The sequence below is a fragment of the Kitasatospora sp. NBC_00039 genome (assembly GCF_045160625.1).
GTDB lineage: Bacteria > Actinomycetota > Actinomycetes > Streptomycetales > Streptomycetaceae > Kitasatospora.
On the sequence record NZ_CP108289.1, the window covers coordinates 4,954,160 to 4,973,292 of the forward strand.

General features: G+C 72.8%; 9 protein-coding genes and 1 pseudogene. 8 read left to right on the forward strand and 2 right to left on the reverse strand.

From position 1 onward, the window contains the following. Positions 1–263: 263 nt before the first annotated feature. Positions 264–476, reverse strand: a pseudogene (locus OG286_RS21970) (helix-turn-helix domain-containing protein); the annotation flags it as partial. 196 nt (positions 477–672) lie between these two features. On the opposite strand from OG286_RS21970, the gene OG286_RS21975 reads away from it, so the two are divergent. The 4 genes from OG286_RS21975 to OG286_RS21990 all read left to right on the forward strand — a co-directional run bounded on the left by OG286_RS21975 (position 673) and on the right by OG286_RS21990 (position 3,775). Next, positions 673–942, forward strand: a complete 270-nt coding sequence (locus OG286_RS21975; protein WP_396322043.1) for a hypothetical protein — start codon at positions 673–675, stop codon at positions 940–942. Next, on the forward strand, positions 939–1,541 hold the full coding sequence (locus tag OG286_RS21980) for an ATP-binding protein (RefSeq protein WP_396322042.1): 603 nt from the start codon (positions 939–941) through the stop codon (positions 1,539–1,541). The genes OG286_RS21975 and OG286_RS21980 overlap by 4 nt, the downstream gene beginning before the upstream one ends. Positions 1,542–1,641: 100 nt before the next feature. Next, a complete protein-coding gene (locus OG286_RS21985) occupies positions 1,642–2,145 on the forward strand; it encodes a hypothetical protein (RefSeq protein ID WP_405365712.1) in 504 nt (167 codons plus the stop codon). Then, complete coding sequence (locus OG286_RS21990; protein ID WP_405365713.1) at positions 2,078–3,775, forward strand: AIPR family protein; 1,698 nt, start codon at positions 2,078–2,080, stop codon at positions 3,773–3,775. Before OG286_RS21985 ends, OG286_RS21990 begins: the two co-directional genes overlap by 68 nt. A 409-nt stretch (positions 3,776–4,184) precedes the next feature. Here the strand turns inward: OG286_RS21990 and OG286_RS21995 are convergent, their stop codons facing one another. Beyond that, positions 4,185–5,696 (reverse strand): MFS transporter, encoded by a 1,512-nt coding sequence (locus OG286_RS21995; protein WP_396322025.1) that lies wholly within the window; start codon positions 5,694–5,696, stop codon positions 4,185–4,187. 128 nt (positions 5,697–5,824) lie between these two features. Between OG286_RS21995 and OG286_RS22000 the strand changes: the two genes are divergently transcribed. The 4 genes from OG286_RS22000 to OG286_RS22015 all read left to right on the forward strand — a co-directional run bounded on the left by OG286_RS22000 (position 5,825) and on the right by OG286_RS22015 (position 19,071). Beyond that, positions 5,825–6,826 (forward strand): Lrp/AsnC family transcriptional regulator, encoded by a 1,002-nt coding sequence (locus OG286_RS22000; RefSeq protein WP_405360341.1) that lies wholly within the window; start codon positions 5,825–5,827, stop codon positions 6,824–6,826. A 180-nt stretch (positions 6,827–7,006) separates the two neighbouring features. Next, a complete protein-coding gene (locus OG286_RS22005; protein WP_405360339.1) occupies positions 7,007–7,885 on the forward strand; it encodes a sterol desaturase family protein in 879 nt (292 codons plus the stop codon). Between the two features lie 280 nt (positions 7,886–8,165). Beyond that, positions 8,166–17,672 (forward strand): amino acid adenylation domain-containing protein, encoded by a 9,507-nt coding sequence (locus OG286_RS22010; protein ID WP_405360337.1) that lies wholly within the window; start codon positions 8,166–8,168, stop codon positions 17,670–17,672. 208 nt (positions 17,673–17,880) lie between these two features. After that, the gene (locus tag OG286_RS22015) at positions 17,881–19,071 is read left to right on the forward strand and encodes a cytochrome P450 (protein WP_405365714.1); all 1,191 of its coding nucleotides are present in this window, start codon (positions 17,881–17,883) and stop codon (positions 19,069–19,071) included. Positions 19,072–19,133: the final 62 nt, after the last annotated feature.

Below are 19,133 nucleotides of genomic sequence, written 5' to 3' on the forward strand. Positions count from 1 at the left end.
GGTACGGCAGCGGCCGGGGTGGAGGTCAACAGCTGGGCCAGTGGGCCTGCAGCGAGCGCTGCACTCGTCACGGCAAGGAAGTTCCGTCGTTCCATGGGGTCGGACTCGTTCCACTCGAGAGCGGGCGGTGGCTCCTCCAGCGTGCCCCCGAGCAGAGCCCCCAGGGGAGCCTTAGCTGGCCCAGCGGGCCGTCTGTCCATTTCCCTTGAGCGGTTGTCCATTTCGGACTGAGCCAGCGCCATGCTCCGCGACAGGACCCCGCCGGTGTCCAGGGCAGCGTCTAACGCCTGGGCATGGTGCGGCTTGCAGGGCCGTTCGGCCCGCTCGATCTTGCTGATCAGGTCCCCACTGAGGTGGACAAGCCGCCCGAGTTCGTCCTGGCTCAGGCTCCGGAGCTCCCGCCAGTGCCGGAGCTCCGCACCGAACCAGTGGGCCGCGGACCGCGTGGGGTCCAAAGGCTTTGGTGGTCGCGGCATTTGGGCTCCCCGGGCGTCTCTTGTGGACAGCGGGCGCTGTCCGAATGCCGACACTGGCCGGGCGGCCCACCGGCAGGGCTGAATGTCTCCAAGCGTTCAGCACCCATTACACACCGCTACGGGTCTGACGTGCAGGTGTTCGGCGCAACCGCGCCATATCAGCCCACTCTTTGCCAGCCACGAAGGAGAAGCGCCGATGACACTCCCCTCGGACATCGTGAGCGGCGACGCCACGCTCCGACGAGACACGGACGCGGCTGTCGGTCCGCTCTACGTGGAAGAGACGACCAGCAGCGCGACGAGGGCCTCGGGCCGGCTCGCCGTGTGCCCGGGTACGGCCAGTCCTCACGCCCGCAGGGTGCTCGACCGGCACCAGTCCGAGGGAGGCCAGTGCAGCGACGGCTGCGGTCCCTGGCCGTGCCACACCGTCGTCGACGCGGTCCAGGCCAGCGGCGGTGAGGAGTGAGCGCAACCTCCGCCCTCGCGCGCCGCATCACGCTCATCGGCACCGAGTGCGAGCACGTCCCGCCGGCCCGGGACGCGGTCGTCCGCATCGCCCGCTCCTGGGGGATCGCCGGGGAGGCGCTGGGCGACATCGCTCTGGTCGCGGAGGAGTTGCTCGCCAACGCCGTCGTCCACGCTCCGGGCAGGCTGCTGATCGGGATCTACCTCTCCCCGGACGGTGGCCGGGTCGTCATCGAGGTCTACGACCCGTCGCGTCGGATGCCGGCCGGGGCCGCGAACTTCGGCAACAGCGAACTGACCAGCGGCCGGGGGATGCTGCTGATCGAGGGCCTGTCCGAAAACTGGGGCGCCGAGCCGACCACCCACGGCAAGAAGGTCTGGGCGGAGCTCGTCGTCCCCACCGTCGCGGTGCCCGAGCGCCTCCGCTCGGCACGCCGGACAGCACTGCGCGCAAGCCTGCTCCGTGCCGGACGCCCCCGACCGCGGCCCCACACTCCGCTCACCACGGCGCCCGCCCGCCCCAGTGGTTCTCCCCGAGCCGCACTCCCCGCGCCCACCGACTCCGCCCGTACCGATGCAGGCACACCGGCCGGGCGGTGACCGGGCCGGTCGCCCTTTCCCCCGGGGGTGGCCGGCCCAACCCCACGCGACACAGCTGCATCTGCCTCACCCCAACTCGGCTCTACGGAAGGATGGATGGATGAGTGACTGGGAGTTCGTGAAGAACAGAACCGCCACCGAAGGTGCGGTGTGGAAGTCGACCGACGGCCTGCTCTACAAGCGGACCGGTGGTGAGGACCTGCGGGCGGAGACCGAGTTCCAGCAGCTGGCCGCCAACCTCGGCTACCCGGTGCCGGAGATCGTCGACAGCGGCTCGGAGGACGGGCGCTACTTCGTCGTCGAGCGCGCCATCGGCGACACCTCGCTGCACGAGGAGGCGCTGGCCGATGCCGGGCGGGACGGTCAGGTCAGCTACCAGGTCATCAGTACGGCGGCCGCCGTCGCATCGAAGCTCCTGCAGGCCCAGGCGAGGCACCCCCTCCCCGCCGCGCCGTGGTTCGAGAAGGCAGCCTTCGCGGCCGAGGTCTTCGAGGAGAACCCGGACCTCGACATCCCGCGCGTGACCCACCTGCAAGGTGCACCTGGTCATCGCCCTCATGGGGGACGGCCGGCTCTCGCTCGAGACGCGCGCCATACTGGATGAGGCGGCCCGCGAATTCGGTGGTCTCGGCCGCACTGTCGAATACAGAGTGGTGGATCAGGCTGACTTCCACCGGGCCATCCGGGAAGATCTGGAACCGGAGCCGATCACACTCACCGCGAAGATGACCGAGGGTTGGCACGACCGCGAAACTCCGTACACGGCTATCGTTGGTGAGGTGAGTGCCGCGGAGCTTGCCCAGTGGTACGCGGACAACGGTGAGCGTCTCTATGACCGGAACGTCCGCAAGTCGCTCGGGCTCACCGGAGTCAATAAGACCCTGGTCGACAGCATGTTGGAGGATCCTGACGGCTTCCTCTACCGGCACAACGGCATCACGGTGCAGTGTGACACCATCGAGCGGGAGTTCTTTGCGAAGCGCGCGACCGGCGCGCCTATCTCCCTGACCCTCCGCAACGCAAGTGTCGTGAACGGGGCGCAGACCGTCACGTCAGCGAACCGGGCCTTCGAGAAGGATCCCGACGCGGTGGCGGAAGCCTATGTCTCCGTACGGATCGTCTCGATCCATGGGGCGCCAGAGGGATTCGCGCAGAGCATTACCAAGGCCACCAACACTCAGAACCACATGGAGCGGCGGGACTTCATCGCCATTGACTCGGTCCAGAGTGAAATCCAGAAAGACTTCAAGCTCTCCCTCGACAGAGAGTACGTATTTCGGCGCGGGGAGATGGACCCGGCGCCCGAATCCGGCTGCTCGGTCACCGAAGCGGCCACCGCCCTCGCCTGTGCCTATCGGGATCCGACCTTCGCAGTCCGGGTGAAGGGATCGACCGAGGCTCTGTGGAAGGAAGGCGCTGACGGCGCCTATACCCGTCTCTTCGGGCAACAACCGAGCGCCCACCAGATCTGGCGTTCCGTGCAGGTCCTGCGGGAAATCCGAGACGAGCTGACGAAGCTCCGGTCGACACTGTCAGGGAGGGCGGCGTCCATCGCGGACAGCGGGGCGCTGCTGGCCGCCCATGTGGTGTTCCAGCGCATCGGCAGCGAGGCGATTGAAGAGCCCGACAGTGACTGGGACACGATACTGCGGCGCGTGCCCGACCAGGTGCGGAGTGTCCTGGCCTGCCTGATCGACATGGTCGACAAGCTCTTCACCAGCAAGAGCTATATCACCAGTACCTTTGCCAGCGAGGAGAAGTCCAAGCAGCTGGTCCAGGCGGTCTTGCTGACGCTCGACGCAGGGAGCGGCACCCCTGATCTATCGGCGTTCGTGACAGCAGCCAGCAAGAAGCGTCCGAAGCGTCCGCCGACAATTCATCTTCTCGTGGACCATGACCTCATCCCTGACGGTACCCCGTTGGCGTATGCAGCCAGCGACACGGAAGAGCGGGCCATCGGTGCCTGGCTCGACCAGGACCCGCGCCGCCGCCGGGCCAGTTGGCTCAACGACCGCAAGGCACCGATCCTCTGGGAGGCGGACGGCCGGCGATACTCGCCGAGTGGACTGGTAAACCACATCTGGCAGCAGGCTGAGTGGCGGGAGCAGTGGAGTGCCGTCCAAGGGCCCAAGCAGTGGCGGGTCCCGGGGGAGGGGACCTTGGTGGAGATCGCGGAACGTCTGTGGCGGCGGCTGGACACGGAACAGGAACCGGAGGAAGGCAGTCAGTCTTAACCGGGCCGCCCCCATCGACACTGGTCGGACCGCATGCTTCGACTCAAACGTTTGCTCGGCGGCGGCCCAGGCGTTGTGCCGTCGACTGCTCACGGCTGACTGTGCTGGAGCCGAGCTGCGTGAGCGGTGCGTGAGCGGACGGGGCAGCACGTGCCGGGTTCGGGCGAGATCGTGGATCACGGGGAAACGCTCTGACCTGCAGGTTCATCACCAGGTGATCGATGTCGACACCAGTCAACGTGATCACTCTCGGGCTCGTAATGCGTAGGTCATGGGTTCGAATCCCATAGGCCGTTCAGGAGTTGAAGGCCCGGTCGGTTCACCGACCGGGCCTTTTGGCGCTCGTGGTGTGCGCCGGGGGCGGCTCGGGCCGTCGCGGCGGGGGCTTGGGTCTGCAATGAGTGGGGCTTCAGGCCGCCTGGTGGTGCCTGGGGGCCGGTTCCGGGTCGGCCGGCGGGGGAGGGGTGGTCGGACGGTTCGCGGTGGGCCGCAGCAGGGCGGCGACCACGGCCGCGCCTGCCAGTGCGGTGAGGGCCGCGACGAGCATGGTGTGGTCCAGTGCGGTGGCGAAGGCCGTCCGGATCAGGGACTCCGGGGTGCCGGCCGGGGTCTGGCCGGTGCTCAGGGCGCGGGCGGCGGCGGCCGGGTCGGGGACGCCGGGGCGGCCGGCCAGGGTGGTGCGCAGCCCGTCGTCCAGGATCAGGCCGAAGACGGCGATGCCGAGGGCCTGGCCCAGCTGGCGGAAGGTGTTGAGGGCGCCGCCGGCCATGCCACCGCGCTCGGGCGGGACGGCGGACATCGCGCTTGCGGCCAGGACGGGGCTGACCGCGCCCACGCCGAGGCCGGTCAGGGCGAGGCCAAGCAGCAGGGCCGTCCACCCTGAGGAGCCGTCCAGGGTGCACTGGAGGAGGGCGCCGGCGCCGATCACGGCGAGGCCGCCGCCGAGCGGGATCGCGGCCGGCAGGGTGGCCAGCCGGCGGCCGGCCACGGCGGAGACGACGAAGGCGACGGCGCTCATCGGCAGCATGGTGAGCCCGGCGGCCAGCGGGCCCTGGCCGAGCACCGCCTGCAGCCAGAGCGAGGTGTAGGGGAGGTAGGAGAACGCGGCGGCGGAGTAGACCAGGCCGCAGAGCAGCACGCCGGTGAAGGTCGGGCGGCGGAACAGTGCGAGGTCCAGCAGCGGGTGCGGGCTGCGTGCCTCGATCAGCAGGAACGCGGCGAGGGCGGCGACGGCGAGCGCGGCGAGGGCGAGGACCGGCGTCGAGGTCCAGCCGTCGGCGCCGCCCCGGACCAGCACCAGGACGAGCGCACCGGCCGCGACGGTGAAGGCGGCGGCGCCGGGCAGGTCGGTCCGGCGGGCGGTGGGGTCGCGGGACTCCGGCAGGGTGCGCAGGGTGAGTGCGACGGCGGCGACGCTGATCGGCAGGTTGACCAGGAAGATCGACCGCCAGCCCAGGTACTCCGTCAGCACCCCGCCGGCGATCGGCCCGATGGCGGCCGCGGCACCGCTGACGGCGCCCCAGACCCCGAACGCGACGGCGCGGTCGCGGCCCCGGTAGGCGAGGTTGAGCAGGGCCATCGCGGTGGCGAACATCGCCGCTCCGCCGGCCGCTTGGACCACCCGGGCGGCGATCAGCACCGGGCCGTTCGGGGCCAGTCCGCAGGCCAGCGAGGCCAGCGCGAAGACGACCAGTCCGGTGGTGTAGACCCGGCGGCGCCCGTGCCGGTCGGCCAGCGCGCCGAGGCCGAGCATCAGGGCGGCCAGCGCGAGCGCGTAGCCGTCCAGCACCCACTGCAGGCCGGCGAAGTCCATGCCCAGTGCGGTGCCCATGCCGGGCAGCGCCACGATCACGATGCTGACGTCGGTCAGCAGCATGAAGACCCCCAGGCTGACCGCGACCAGCGGCCACCACTTCCGCATCCCCGTACTCCTCGTTCCGTTGCCCGGCCAGGGAGGCCGGGGCTCCGCCACTCTGGGCCCGGGGTGGGATGCTGCGCCGGATACCGGTGCGGATCCGACGGATCTCGACACCGGGTACCGTCCTGCTGGTGGAAATCGTGACGCTGGACGATCTGGACCGCGCGCTGCTGCACGCCCTGCACGTGGACGGCCGGGCGCCGTACCGGCGGATCGCCGAGGTCCTCGGGGTGTCCGACCAGACGGTGGCCCGCCGTTACCACCGGCTGCGCGCCGACGGCGTCCTGCGGGTGGTGGGGCGGACCAGGGCCCGGATGCTCGGCGAGGTCGACTGGCTGACCCGGGTCCGCTGCGTACCGGACGCGGCGGCGGCGATCGCGGAGGCGCTGGCCCGCCGGCCGGAGACGTCCTGGGTGAGCCTGCTCTCGGGCGGCGGTGAGATCGTCTGCAACACCCGCTCCCCGGCCCGGCCGGACCGTGAGGAGCTGCTGCTGGGCAAGCTGCCGCGGACACCCCGGGTGCTCTCGGTCAGCGCGCACTACCTGTTGCGGACCTTCGTCGGCGGGACGGCGGCGTGGAGCGGGCGCACCTCGGCGCTGACCTCCGCGCAGGTGGCCCGGCTGCGGTGCGCCTCGCGGGCCGCGGACGGGGAGGGCGCGGAGGCCTCGGAGGTTCCGGGCGCGCCGGTGGTGCCGGACGAACTGGACCGAGGTCTGCTGGCGGCGCTGGCGGAGGACGGGCGGACGCCGCTCGCCGAACTGGCGGCCCGGACCGGGGGGTCGGAGGCGACGGTTCGGCGCCGGCTGGCCGCGCTGACCCGGTCGGGACTGCTCTATTTCGACGTGGACGTGGAGCCCCGGCGGCTCGGCTTCGATATCGAGGCGTTCTGCTGGCTGACGGTGGCTCCCGGCCGCCTGACGGCCGTGGCCCAGGCGGTGGCGGACCACCCCGAGGTGGGCTTCGCCGCCGCGACCACCGGGCCGACCAATCTGGTGGCGGGTCTGGTCTGCCGGGACATCGAGGCGTTCTACGGCTATCTGACGGACCGGCTGGGTGGCCTGGACGGGGTCGGCGCGCTGGAGACGGCGCCGGTGATCCGGAGCGTCAAACGGGCTGGGCTGCTCATCCGATGATCAAAGGTATTTGCTCGGATTCTGCGCCACTCTGGCCGATAGTTTGTCTACTTATTATCCGACAAATTTTGACGCTTGTGATTCTTCTCTAAAATCCCTCGCATGGCCGTCCGGGCACCGTTAGTATCGGAATGATTGCTTTTGGTGATCGGTCGGTGCTGGGCCGCGAAGGGGGTAGTCGTGACTGGGAAGCTGCGCGCCGTGCTGCGTCATGTCGCCTATCCGACCCTGCTGGTCACCGTGGTGTCGATATCGGTCGCGGCCCTGCGCTGGCGGTGGGATCTCGGGCGTACGAGCCAGGTCTTCCTGCTCGGCACCATCGGCTGTCTGACGGCTCTGGAATGGTTGATTCCGTACGAACCTGCATGGCGGCCGAGCCTCGGTGAATGGGGTTGGTGCGGCGTCTACTTCGTTCTGACGATGATCGGCGGGGCGCTGGCGCAGCTGCCGGTGACGGCCGCGGTGGGGTGGCTGGCGCCGCCCCACCCGACGCTGCCGCTCTGGGCGGAGATCCCGGCGGCGCTGCTGCTCGGCTCGCTGGCCAACTACCTGATGCACCGTTGGAGCCACAGCAACCCATGGCTCTGGCGGCTGCACGGGGTGCACCACGTGCCCGGGAAGGTCAACGTCGCCAACAACGGGGTCAACCACATCGTCGACGTGCTGGTCACGCAGGGCACCGTCCAGCTCTCGCTCGCGCTGGCGGGTTTCTCGGCGGAGTCGGTTTTCGTGGTGGGCCTGTTCGTGGTCGCCCAGGGCTATTTCGTGCACGCCAATGTCGACGTCCGGCTCGGTGTTCTCAACCACGTCTTCGCGGGCCCGGAGCAGCACCGGCTGCACCACAGCGTCGACGTGGCGGAGGCCGGGCACTACGGCTCCGACCTCTCCGTCTGGGACCACGCGTTCGGCAGCTTCACCTGGCTACCGGGCCGCCGGCCGGCCGCGGTGGGGCTGCATCGTCCGTCCGAGTTCCCCCGGACGGACGAGGTGATCGCCAGTCATCTCCGGGCCTGGCGGCGGCCGGTGCGGCCGGTCCGGGCCGACGACTCCCCGGCCTGACCGCCCGCTGTCCCGGCGGCCCACGCCGAAGTCCACCCGTCCGCGCCCTCCCCGATCTCCGGTCTGTCCCCTACCGGCCCGTCCCTATCGGCCTGCCTCCATCGGCCCAGTCCCTCCATCGGCCCGTCCCTCCGGCCTGCCCCTCCCTACCGGCCCGCCCGTCTCTCAGGCCGGCCCGGCTCCGCCATGCCCGGAGCCGGCCACGGCCGCCGTCCCCATGCCCGCACGGCCTCCCACGCCCGTGCCGTCCGGGCGAACGCAGCGACACAAGGACTCGACCATGACGGATTCACGCCTCGCCGCCGTCCCCGATCCCTCTGATTCCCCGGCCGACTCCCCAGCCGATTCCCCAGCCGACTCCCTGGCCCCCTCCACCCCTGCGGCCGCCGCCGCCACTGCCGCCACCGCCACCCCTGCCACCGCCGCCGATGCCGACGGCCCGGAGCGGATCGCGATCATCGGCATCGGCTGCCGGCTGCCGGGCGGCGCCAACGACCACCGGTCGTTCTGGCAGAACCTGGTCGACGGCAAGGACTGCCTCACCCCGACCCCGCGCAGCCGGTACGACGTGGCCTCCCTGAGCAGCCGGGACAAGGCCAAACCGGGCCGGCTGGTGGGCGGCCGGGGCGGCTACATCGACGGCTTCGACGAGTTCGACCCGGCGTTCTTCGGGATCAGCGGCCGCGAGGCCGACCACATGGACCCGCAGCAGCGGAAGCTGCTGGAGGTGGCCTGGGAGGCGCTGGAGGACGGCGGGCAGAAGCCGGCCGAGCTGGCTGGGCGTGAAGTCGGCGTCTACGTCGGAGCGTTCACGCTGGACTACAAGATCGTGCAGTTCTCGGATCTCTCCTTCGAGACCCTGGCCGCGCACACGGCCACCGGCACGATGATGACGATGGTGTCGAACCGGATCTCGCACTGCTTCGACTTCCGCGGCCCCAGCGTCTCGCTCGACACCGCCTGCAGTTCCTCCCTGGTCGCCGTCCACCTCGCCACCCAGAGCCTGTTGCGCGGCGAGACCGACCTCGCGCTGGCCGGCGGCACCCTCCTGCACATCGCGCCGCAGTACACGATCGCCGAGACCAAGGGCGGCTTCCTCTCCCCGGAGGGCCGTTCGCGCACCTTCGACGCCTCGGCGGACGGCTACGTGCGCGCCGAGGGCGTCGCCGTGGTCGCGCTCAAACGGCTCTCCGACGCCCGGCGCGACGGCGACCCGATCCATGCCGTCATCATCGGCAGCGGGGTCAACCAGGACGGCCGCACCAACGGCATCACCGTGCCCAACCCGGACGCCCAGGTCACGTTGATCGAGCGGGTCTGCGCCGAGGCCGGGATCACGCCCGGCAGCCTGCAGTACGTCGAGGCGCACGGCACCTCCACCCCGGTCGGCGACCCGATCGAGGCGAACGCGCTGGCCCGGGCGCTGGCGATCGGCCGCCGCCCCGGCGACGCCTGCTACGTCGGCTCGGTCAAGACCAACATCGGGCACACCGAGTCCGCCTCCGGTCTGGCCGGGCTGATCAAGTCCGCGCTGGCGCTGAAGCACCGGCTGATCCCGCCGCACATCAACCTGGACCGGCTGAACCCGGCGATCGACCCGGCCACGCTGCCGTACCGGATCCCGACCGAGCCGACCCCCTGGCCTGCGCACGAGGGCCCGGCCCGGGCCGGCGTCAACTCCTTCGGCTTCGGCGGGACCAACGCCCACGTCCTGCTGGAAGCCGCCCCCGCCCCTGCCCCTGCCGCCTCCGAGGCCGCACCGGAGAACGCCCCGGCGGGGCGGCGGCCGGGCGGGTACACCGTCCTGCCGCTCACCGCCCGGGACGCGGCGGCGCTGCCCGAGCTGGCCGCCGGCATCCAGGGCGAGCTGGCCGGCGTCCGCGGCGGCACCCCGGCCCGGCCGGCCGACCTCGGCCACACCCTGGCCCACCGCCGCCAGCACCTCGACGCCCGGCTCTCCGTGGTGTACGACTCGCGGGAGTCGCTGGACGAGGCGCTCGCCGCCTACCTGAGCGGCGAGCCGCACCCGAGGGTGCTGACCGGCCGGCGCCGTGAGGCCCGGCACCGCAGGCTGGCCTGGGTCTTCACCGGCATGGGCCCGCAGTGGTGGGCGATGGGCCGGCAGCTGTTCACGACCGAGCCGGTCTACCGGGAGGCCGTCGAGGCCTGCGCCGAGCACCTCGCCGAGCTGACCGGCTGGTCCCTGACCGAGGAGCTGGCCGCGGACGAGGCGCACTCCCGGATGTCCGAGACCTGGCTCGCCCAGCCCGCCAACTTCGCCGTCCAGGTCGGCCTGGCCGCGCTCTGGCGCAGCCGCGGCGTCCGCCCGGACGCGATCGTCGGCCACTCCACCGGCGAGGTCGCCGCCTTCCACGAGGCCGGCGTCTACGACCTGGCCGACGCGGTCAAGGTGGTGGTGCACCGCAGCCGGCTCCAGCAGAAGCTGGCCGGCACCGGCGGCATGCTGGCCGTCGCGCTCTCCGAGGCCGAGGCGCTCCGCCGGCTCCGACCGTACGGCGACGCGGTCTCGGTGGCCGCGGTCAACAGTCCGGGCTCGCTCACCCTCGCGGGGGACGAGACGGTGCTGGAGGAGCTGGCCGCCGCACTCACCGCCGAGCAGGTCTTCGCCCGCCCGCTGACCGTCGAGGTGCCGTACCACAGCGCCCGGATGGAGCTGATCAAGGACGAGCTGCTGGAGTCGCTGGCCGACCTCAAGGCCCGCCCCGCCCGGGTGCCGCTCTACCTGACCGGCCAGGAGGGCACCGCGTACGGCACCGAGCTGGACGCCGCCTACTGGTGGCGCAACGTTCGCGACAGCGTCCGCTTCCAGCAGGCGGTGGAGCGGCTCGCCGACGACGGGTTCAGCCTCTTCCTGGAGATCGGGCCGCACCCGGTGCTCGGCCGCTCGATCCAGGAGACGGTGGCGGCCCGCCCCGGCGACGCCGACCGCCCCGAGGTCCGCACCCTGGCCTCGATCCGCCGCCAGGAGGACGAGCAGGCCGCCTTCACCGCCTCACTGGCAGCCCTGCACAACCTCGGGGTCGAGGTCGACTGGTCGGTGCTCCAGCCCGCCGGGCGGCCCGTCCCGCTGCCGCGCTACCCCTTCAAGCGGGAGCGGCACTGGGTGGAGCCCCGGCCGGTCGAGCAGGTCCGGCAGGGCCGGCTGGACCACCCGCTGCTGGGCCGCCGTCTCGACGGCGCCGAACCGGCCTGGGAGGCCCGGCCGGACGCCGAGGCGCTGCCGTACCTGGGGGACCACCGGATCCAGGGCCAGGTGCTCTTCCCCGCCGCCGGCTACCTGGAGATGGCCGTCCAGGCGGTCCGCGCGCTGACCGGCGGCACCGACGCCGCGCTGGCCGGCATCGAGCTGCGCAAGGCGCTCTTCCTGCCCGACGACGAGAGCCGCGCCGTCCGGCTCACCCTCTCCGCCGAGAACGGCACCTTCACCATCAGCACCACCGGCCGCGGCGACGGGCAGGAGCGCACCGTCCACGCCGCCGGCAGCGTCCGCCCCGGGCAGCGCCGCCGCCCCGGCCACCGGCTGGACGCCGACGCCGTCCGCGACCGCGCCGCCCGGCACCTTGCCGGCCCCGACTGCTACACCGCCCTGGCCGGGCTGGGCTACCACTACGGCCCGGCCTTCCAGGGCATCCACGAGGTCTGGATCGGCCCCGGCGAGGCGCTGGCCGCCGTCCGGCCGACGGCGGCGATCGCCGGGCAGGGCGCCGGGCACCAGGTGCACCCGGTGCTGATGGACGCCTTCTTCCAGACCCTGCTGACGCCCCAGCTGCTGGTGGACGGCCCGGCCGGCACCGGCATCAAGCTGCCGCTGGCGATCGACGAAGTCCGGCTGGACGCCGTCGGCGAGCGCCCGCTCTGGGTGCACGCCACCGTCACCCGCGACGGCGGGGACGAACTGGTCGGCGACATCGCCGTCTACGACGAGGACGGCGTGCCGCTCGGCGGGATCACCGGCTTTCGGGCCGCCGACGTGGAGAAGGCCGCCACCGCCGTCGGCCTCGCCACCATCGACGGCTGGCTCGCCGAGCCCGCCTGGACGGAGCTGCCGGACGAGCCTGGCACCCCCGACCTGCTGGCCGAACACCCCGACCACTGGCTGGTGTTCGCCGACACCCAGGGCGTGGCCGAGGAGCTGGCCGCCCGGATCACCGCCCGCGGCGGCAGCTGCACGCTGGTCCGCCCCGGCCCCGGCTACCGCCCCGCCGCCGACGGGCGGGCGGCCACCGTCGAGCCCGGCTCCGCCGAGGACCTCCGCCGGCTGCTGGCCGACCGCCGGGCCGGGGGAGCCCCCGACCCGGCCGCCGTCGTGCACCTCTGGAACCTCGACCGGCCCGCGCTGGCCGGCGCCGACCACGCCGCCGTGGCCGGCCACACCGGCGCCGGCGCGTACAGCCTGATCGCGCTGGCCACCGTGCTGCCCGCCGAACTCCCCGAGGCCCGGCTGCACATCGTCACCCGCACCGCCCAGGCCACCGCCCCCGGCGAGCCGGTCGAGCCGCTCGGCGCCCCCGCCTGGGGCGTCGGCCGGGTGCTGCGCCACCAGGAGCTGCCCGGCCACCCCGGCAAGCTCGTCGACCTCGGCCCGGCCGGCCCGCCCGCCGACGAGGCGGCCGCGCTGCTGCGCGAGTTCGGGATCGCCGACGAGGACGAGATCGCGCTGCGGCCCGGCCGCCGGCTGACCAGCCGGCTGCGCCCCGCCGAGGGCCTGACCCGACCGCTGCCGCCGAGCCTGCGCCCGGACGGTGCCTACCTGGTGACGGGCGCGTTCGGCGCGCTCGGCCGGCTGCTCTGCCGCACGCTGGTACGCCGCGGCGCCCGCCGGCTGATCCTGGTAGGCCGCAGCCCGCTGCCGCCGCGCGAGCAGTGGCGCGGTCTCGACCCGGAGAGCCCGGCCGGCCGCAACGCCGCCTTCCTGCGCGAGCTGGAGGCGCTCGGCGCCCTGCCCGTCCCGGTGCCGCTGGACGTCACCGACGAAGCGGCGCTGGCCGCCTGGCTGGCCGAGTACCGGGCGCTGGAGTCGCCGCCGATCCGGGGCGTCTTCCACCTGGCCGGGCAGGTCCGCGACACCCTGGTGCCGGAGCTGGACCGCGAGGTGTTCGACGCCGTCCACGGCCCCAAGGTGCTGGGCGCCTTCGCCCTGCACCGCCGGCTCGCCGACGAGCCGCTCGACCACTTCGTGCTGTTCGCCTCGATCGCCTCGCTGCTGACCACCGCCGGCCAGACCAACTACGCCGCGGGGAACGCCTTCCTGGACGCGCTGGCGCACCACCGCCGGGCGCTCGGCCTGCCCGCGCTCAGCCTCGACTGGGGCCCCTGGGCCACCGGCATGATCGAGGAGCTCGGCCTGATCGACCACTACCGCAACAGCCGCGGCATGAGCTCGCTCGCGCCCGAGGCCGGCATGGCCGTGCTGGAGCGGGTGCTCGGCCAGGACCGCGCGCAGCTGCTGGTCGCGACCGTGGTCGACTGGCCGGTCTTCCTCTCCTGGTACCCGGCCCCGCCGCCGCTGGTCGCCGATCTGGCCGCCGCCGCCCGGGAGAGCGCCCCGGCGCCGCGGCAGAGCAGCCTGCTGGACGCGCTGCGGGCGGCCGGGGAGGAGGAGCGCCGGGCGCTGCTCACCGCGCGGTTCACCGTGCTGGCCGCCGCGGTGCTGCGGGTGCCCGCCGAGCAGATCGGGCCGACCACCGGCCTGAGCGGCCTCGGCCTGGACTCGCTCCTCGCGATGGAGCTGCGGGCCCGGCTCAACACCGAACTCGGCACCGCCCTCCCGGTGGTGGCGCTGCTCTCCGACGCACCGGTGGCCGAGCTGGTCGACCGGCTGCACGCCGGCCTCGCCGAGCTGATCGAGGAGGACGGCACGAGCGCGGCCGGGGCCGGGATCGTCCGGTACGAGGACGAGTCGAGCCACCCGCTGACGCAGAACCAGAAGGCGCTCTGGTTCCTCAAGCAGCTCAACCCGGACGGCTTCGCCTACAACATCGGCGGCGCGGTCGAGGTCCGGGTGGAGCTGGAGCCCGAGCTGATGGCGGCCGCCTTCCGGGCGATGGTCGAGCGCCACCCCAGCCTGCGGGCCAACTTCGTGCTGGACGGCGGCCGGGCCGTCCAGCGCGTCCGCGCCGCGGCCGAGCCGGACTTCGGTGTCGTCGACGTCGAGGGCCTGGCCTGGCCCGAGGTCCACGACCTGATCGTCCGGGAGTACCGCAAGCCGTACGACCTGGAGCGGGATCCGCTGGTGCGGTTCCGGCTGTTCCGGCGCGGCCCGGCCCGGTGGGTGATCATGAAGGCCGTCCACCACATCATCTCGGACGCGATCTCCACCTTCACCTTCATCGAGGAGCTGCTCGCCGTCTACGAGGGGCTGCGGCAGGGCCGGGCGCCCGGGCTGCCCCCGGTCGGCGCCCGCTACCTGGACTTCCTCAACCGGCAGAACGAGTTCCTGGCCGGCCGCGAAGCGCCGCGGATGCTCGACTACTGGCGCTCGCACCTGCCCGCCGAGGTGCCGGTCCTCGGCCTGCCCACCGACAAGCCGCGCCCGGCGGTGCAGACGCACAACGGCGCCTCCGAGTTCTTCGTCCTGGACGAGGAGCTGAGCGCCCGGGTGCACGCGCTCGCCCGGGAGCACAACGTCACCGTCTTCATGGTGCTGCTCAGCGCCTACTACCTGCTGCTGCACGCCTACTCGGGCCAGGACGACATCATCGTCGGCAGCCCGGTGACCGGCCGCACCGACGAGGAGTTCGCCGGCGTCTACGGCTACTTCGTCAACCCGCTGCCGCTGCACGTCTCACTGGCCGGCGCGCCCACGGTGGCCGAGCTGCTGGCGCAGGTCCGCACCACGGTGCTGGGCGGGCTGGACAACCAGGAGTACCCGTTCGTGCTGCTGGTGGAGAAGCTCGGACTCCAGCACGACCCGAGCCGCTCGGCGGTCTTCCAGGCGATGTTCATCCTGCTCCACCACAAGGTGGCCACCGAGAAGTACGGCTACCACCTGGAGTACATCGAACTCCCCGAGGAGGAGGGGCAGTTCGACCTCACCCTGTCCGCCTACGAGGACGAGGCGGAGCGCCGCTTCCACTGCGTCCTCAAGTACAACACCGACCTCTTCCTGCCGGAGACGACAGCCCGCCTCGCCGGGCACTACGTCAACCTGCTGGAGGCGCTGACGGTGGCCGGCCCCGACCGCCCGGCCACCGGGCTGGAGCCGCTCGGCCGGGAGGAGCGCGCCATGGTCCTCCGGCAGTGGAGCGGGGCCGACCGGCGGGTGGCGCACGAGGAGCCGGTGCACGAGCTGATCCTGCGGGCCGCCGCGGCCGATCCGGCGGCGCCCGCCGTCGCCGCCCCGGCGGAGTCCGGGCCGACCGCCCGGCTGGGCTACGGCGAGCTGGCCGAGCGCTCCCGGCGGGCGGCCGCCCGGCTGCGGGCGCTCGGGGCCGGGCCGGGCACGGTGGTGGCGCTCTGCCTGGAGAAGTCGCCGGAGCTGATCACCGCCCTGCTGGCCGTCCTCCGCACCGGCGCCGCCTACCTGCCGCTCGACCCGGGCCACCCGGCCGACCGGCTGGCCTACATGGTGGGGCACGCCGGCGCCGGGCTGCTGATCGGCGACCCGGAGCGGCTCGCCGGGCTGCCGGTGCGGGTCGTGAGCCCCTCCGAACTCGGCCGGCCGGACGAGGAGTTCGAGGAGTTCGAGGACGCGCCGGCCGACCTCGACGCCCCCGCGTACGTCATCTACACCTCCGGCTCCACCGGCCGCCCGAAGGCGGTGCAGGTCTCCCACCGCAACCTCGCCTCGGCCTACCAGGCCTGGCGCACCGAGTACCGGCTGGAGAGCGCGGCCAGGGTCCACCTCCAGATGGCCAGCACCTCCTTCGACGTCTTCACCGGGGACGTCGTCCGCGCGCTCTGCTCGGGCGGCACGCTGGTGCTGGTCGGCCGCGAGCTGCTGTTCAACACCGCCCGCCTCTACGAGGTGATGCGCACCGAGCGGGTGGACGCCGGCGAGTTCGTCCCGGCGGTGGTGCGGACGGTGATCGCCCACTGCGAACGGTCGGGCCTGCGGCTGGACTTCATGCGGCTGCTGGTCGTCGGCTCGGACGTCTGGAAGGTGGAGGAGTACCAGCGGCTGCACGCCCTCTGCGGCCCGCAGACGAGGCTGGTCAACTCCTATGGCCTCACGGAGGCCACCATCGACAGCGCGTACTTCGAGGGCCCGGCCGACGGCCTGGAGCCCAGCCGGATGGTCCCGATCGGCCGGCCGTTCCCGAACAGCGCCTTCTACCTGCTGGACCGGCACGGCCGCCCCGTCCCGCCCGGCGTGCCGGGGGAGCTGTGGATCGGCGGCTCCGGGGTGGCGCTCGGCTACGCCGGCGACGATGAGCAGACCGCCCGGCGCTTCGTCACCCTGCCCGTCGGCGGGGAGGACGGCACCGAACCGGTCCGGCTCTACCGCACCGGGGACCTCGCCCGCTGGGACGCCGCCGGCGGGGTGCACCTGCTCGGCCGGGCCGACTCCCAGATCAAGGTGCGCGGCCACCGGATCGAGCTCGGCGAGATCGAGACCCAGCTCACCGAATGGCCCGAGGTGGACCGTGCGGTGGTCACCGTCCGGCCGGACGGGAGCGGCGAGAACGTGCTCTGCGCCTACTGCGTGCCCGCCCCCGGCCGGACGCTGGACCGCCGCGAGCTCCGCCGCCACCTGGCCGGCTACCTGCCGACCTTCATGATCCCCGCCCACTTCACCGAGCTGCCCGCGCTGCCGCTCACCGCCAACGGCAAGGTGGACGTCTCCGCGCTGCCCGCCCCCCGGGCGGTCGCCGCCGAGCAGGCCGCCGAACCGCCGGTCACCCTCTACGAGGTCCGGATGGCGGAGCACTGGCGGGCGCTGCTCGGGATCGAGGAGCCCGGCCTCCAGCACGACTTCTTCGAGTGCGGCGGCAGCTCGATCAAGCTGATCGAGCTGATCCACGGCCTGCAGAGCGAGTTCAACATCGGCATCCCGGTCGGCCGGCTGTTCAAGGTCACCACCCTGCACGGGATGGCCAGGACGGTGGAGCACATCATCACCGGCCGGATCGAGGGCGCCCAGCCGTACCTCTGGTTCAACCAGGAGCAGCAGCAGACCGTCTTCTGCTTCCCGCCGGCCGGCGGCCACGGCCTGGTCTACCGGCAGTTCGCCGCGCACCTGCCGGAGTACCGGATGGTCGCCTTCAACTACGTCGCGGGCGACGACAAGGTCGACCGGTACGCCGACCTGATCGAGACCATCCAGCCGGACGGGCCCTGCGCCCTGCTCGGCTACTCGCTCGGCGGGAACCTCGCCTTCGAGGTGGCCAAGGAGCTGGAGCGGCGCGGCCGGGCGGTGCCCAATGTGGTGATCGTGGACTCGCACCGGATCCCGGAGTCCTTCACCCTCGGCGACGAGCACGTCCAGGCCTTCGAGCGCGAGCTCGCCGAGCACCTCCAGCGGCACACCGGCTCGGACATCGTCGCCCAGGAGACCCGCGAACAGGCCCGGGAGTACCTGCAGTTCTGCAGCCGGACGCCCAACCTCGGGGTGATCACCGCGCCGGTCAGCGTGATCTCGGACGACGCCAAGGTGGCCCTCTACGCGGCCGGGGAGCGCGGCGCCTGGCACGGCAGCTCGGCGACCGGGACGGCGGTGTTCCGGGGCTTCGGCACCCACGCCGAGATGCTCGACCACGAGTACATCGCCCGCAACGCCGGGCTGGCCAGGGACATCCTCGCCGGAGGTGCCGCCCATGCGTCCTGAGGCCCCCCGTGCCGAGGCCCTGCGCCCCGGAGCCGTGCGCTCCGAGGCCCCCCGTGCCGAGGCCCTGCGGCCCGAGGCGGTGCGGCCCGGAGTCCTGAGCCCCGAAGCTCCGAGTCCCGAAGACGTGAGTCCCGGAGCCGCGGGCTCCGAGACCGCCGGCACCCGCCTGCCGGCCCCCAGCAGCCCCCCACGAGAGACGGACCGCCTCATGCTCCGGCAGCACCGGCCGCTGGCCTACCCCTTCGAACCGCTCGGGCTCGAACTCCACCCGAGGTACGCCGAGTTGCGCGGCCGCCCGCTGGCCCGGATCCGGCTGCCGTTCGGCGACGGCGCCTGGCTGGTCACCCGCTTCGAGGACGTGCGCGCGGTGCTCGCCGACCCGCGCTTCAGTCTCGCCGCGGGGATGGGACGGGACCAGCCCCGGATGCGCCCGGTCGCCCGCACCGGCGCCGGCCTCTTCTCCACCGAGCCGCCCGAGCACACCCGGCTGCGCTCGCTGGTGGCACGGGAGTTCAGTGCCCGCCGGGTCGAGCGCCTGCGCGCCAGGGCCGGCGAGCTGGCCGGGGAGCTGGTGGACGCCATGGTGGCCGCCGGCCGGCCGGCCGACCTGGTCGAGGACTTCGCCATCCCGATGCCCACCACCATCATCTGCGAGGTTCTCGGCATCCCCGCCGAGGACCACCGGATGCTCTGGCACTGGGCCGAGACGGTGCTCTCCGCCGTCACCCCCGGCGAGGTGCTCTCCGTCGAGGGGCAGGCGTTCATCGAGTACATGGCCGGGGTGCTGGACCTGCGCGGCCGCGAGCCGGGCGAGGACCTGCTGACCGTCCTCGTCCGGGCCTGCCGCGAGCAGGGCCTGATCACCGAGGAGGAGCTGCTCTCGATCGCCTGCGACCTCCTGATCGCCGGCTTCGTCTCCACCACCAACCAGATCGGCAACTTCTTCTACCAACTCCTGGTCAACCCGGAGGAGTTGCGCCGCCTTCAGGAGCGGCCGGAGCTGATCCCGAAGGCCGTCGAGGAGCTGATGAGGTACGTCCCGCTGCTCACCGGCTTCAGCCTGCCCCGGTACGCCACGGCCGACGTCGAGCTGGGCGGGGTGACCATCCGGGCCGGCGACGCGGTGATGATCGCCACCGCCGCCGCCAACCGCGACCCGGAGGTCTTCGAGGAGCCGGAGCGCCTGGTGCTGGACCGCCCGGGCAACCCGCACATCGGCTTCGGACACGGCGTCCACTACTGCATCGGCGCGCACCTGGCCCGGCTGGAGCTCCAGGTGGCCATCGAGACGGTGCTGCACCGGCTGCCCGGCCTGCGGCTGGCCGTTCCCGAGGGCGAACTGCACTGGAAGGCGGACGCCATGGTCAACGGCCTGCAGGCGCTCCCGGTGACGTGGTGACGCGGCGGGGCCGTGGAGCGGTGACGTGGTGACGCGGCGAGACGGCGGGGCGGTGACGCGGC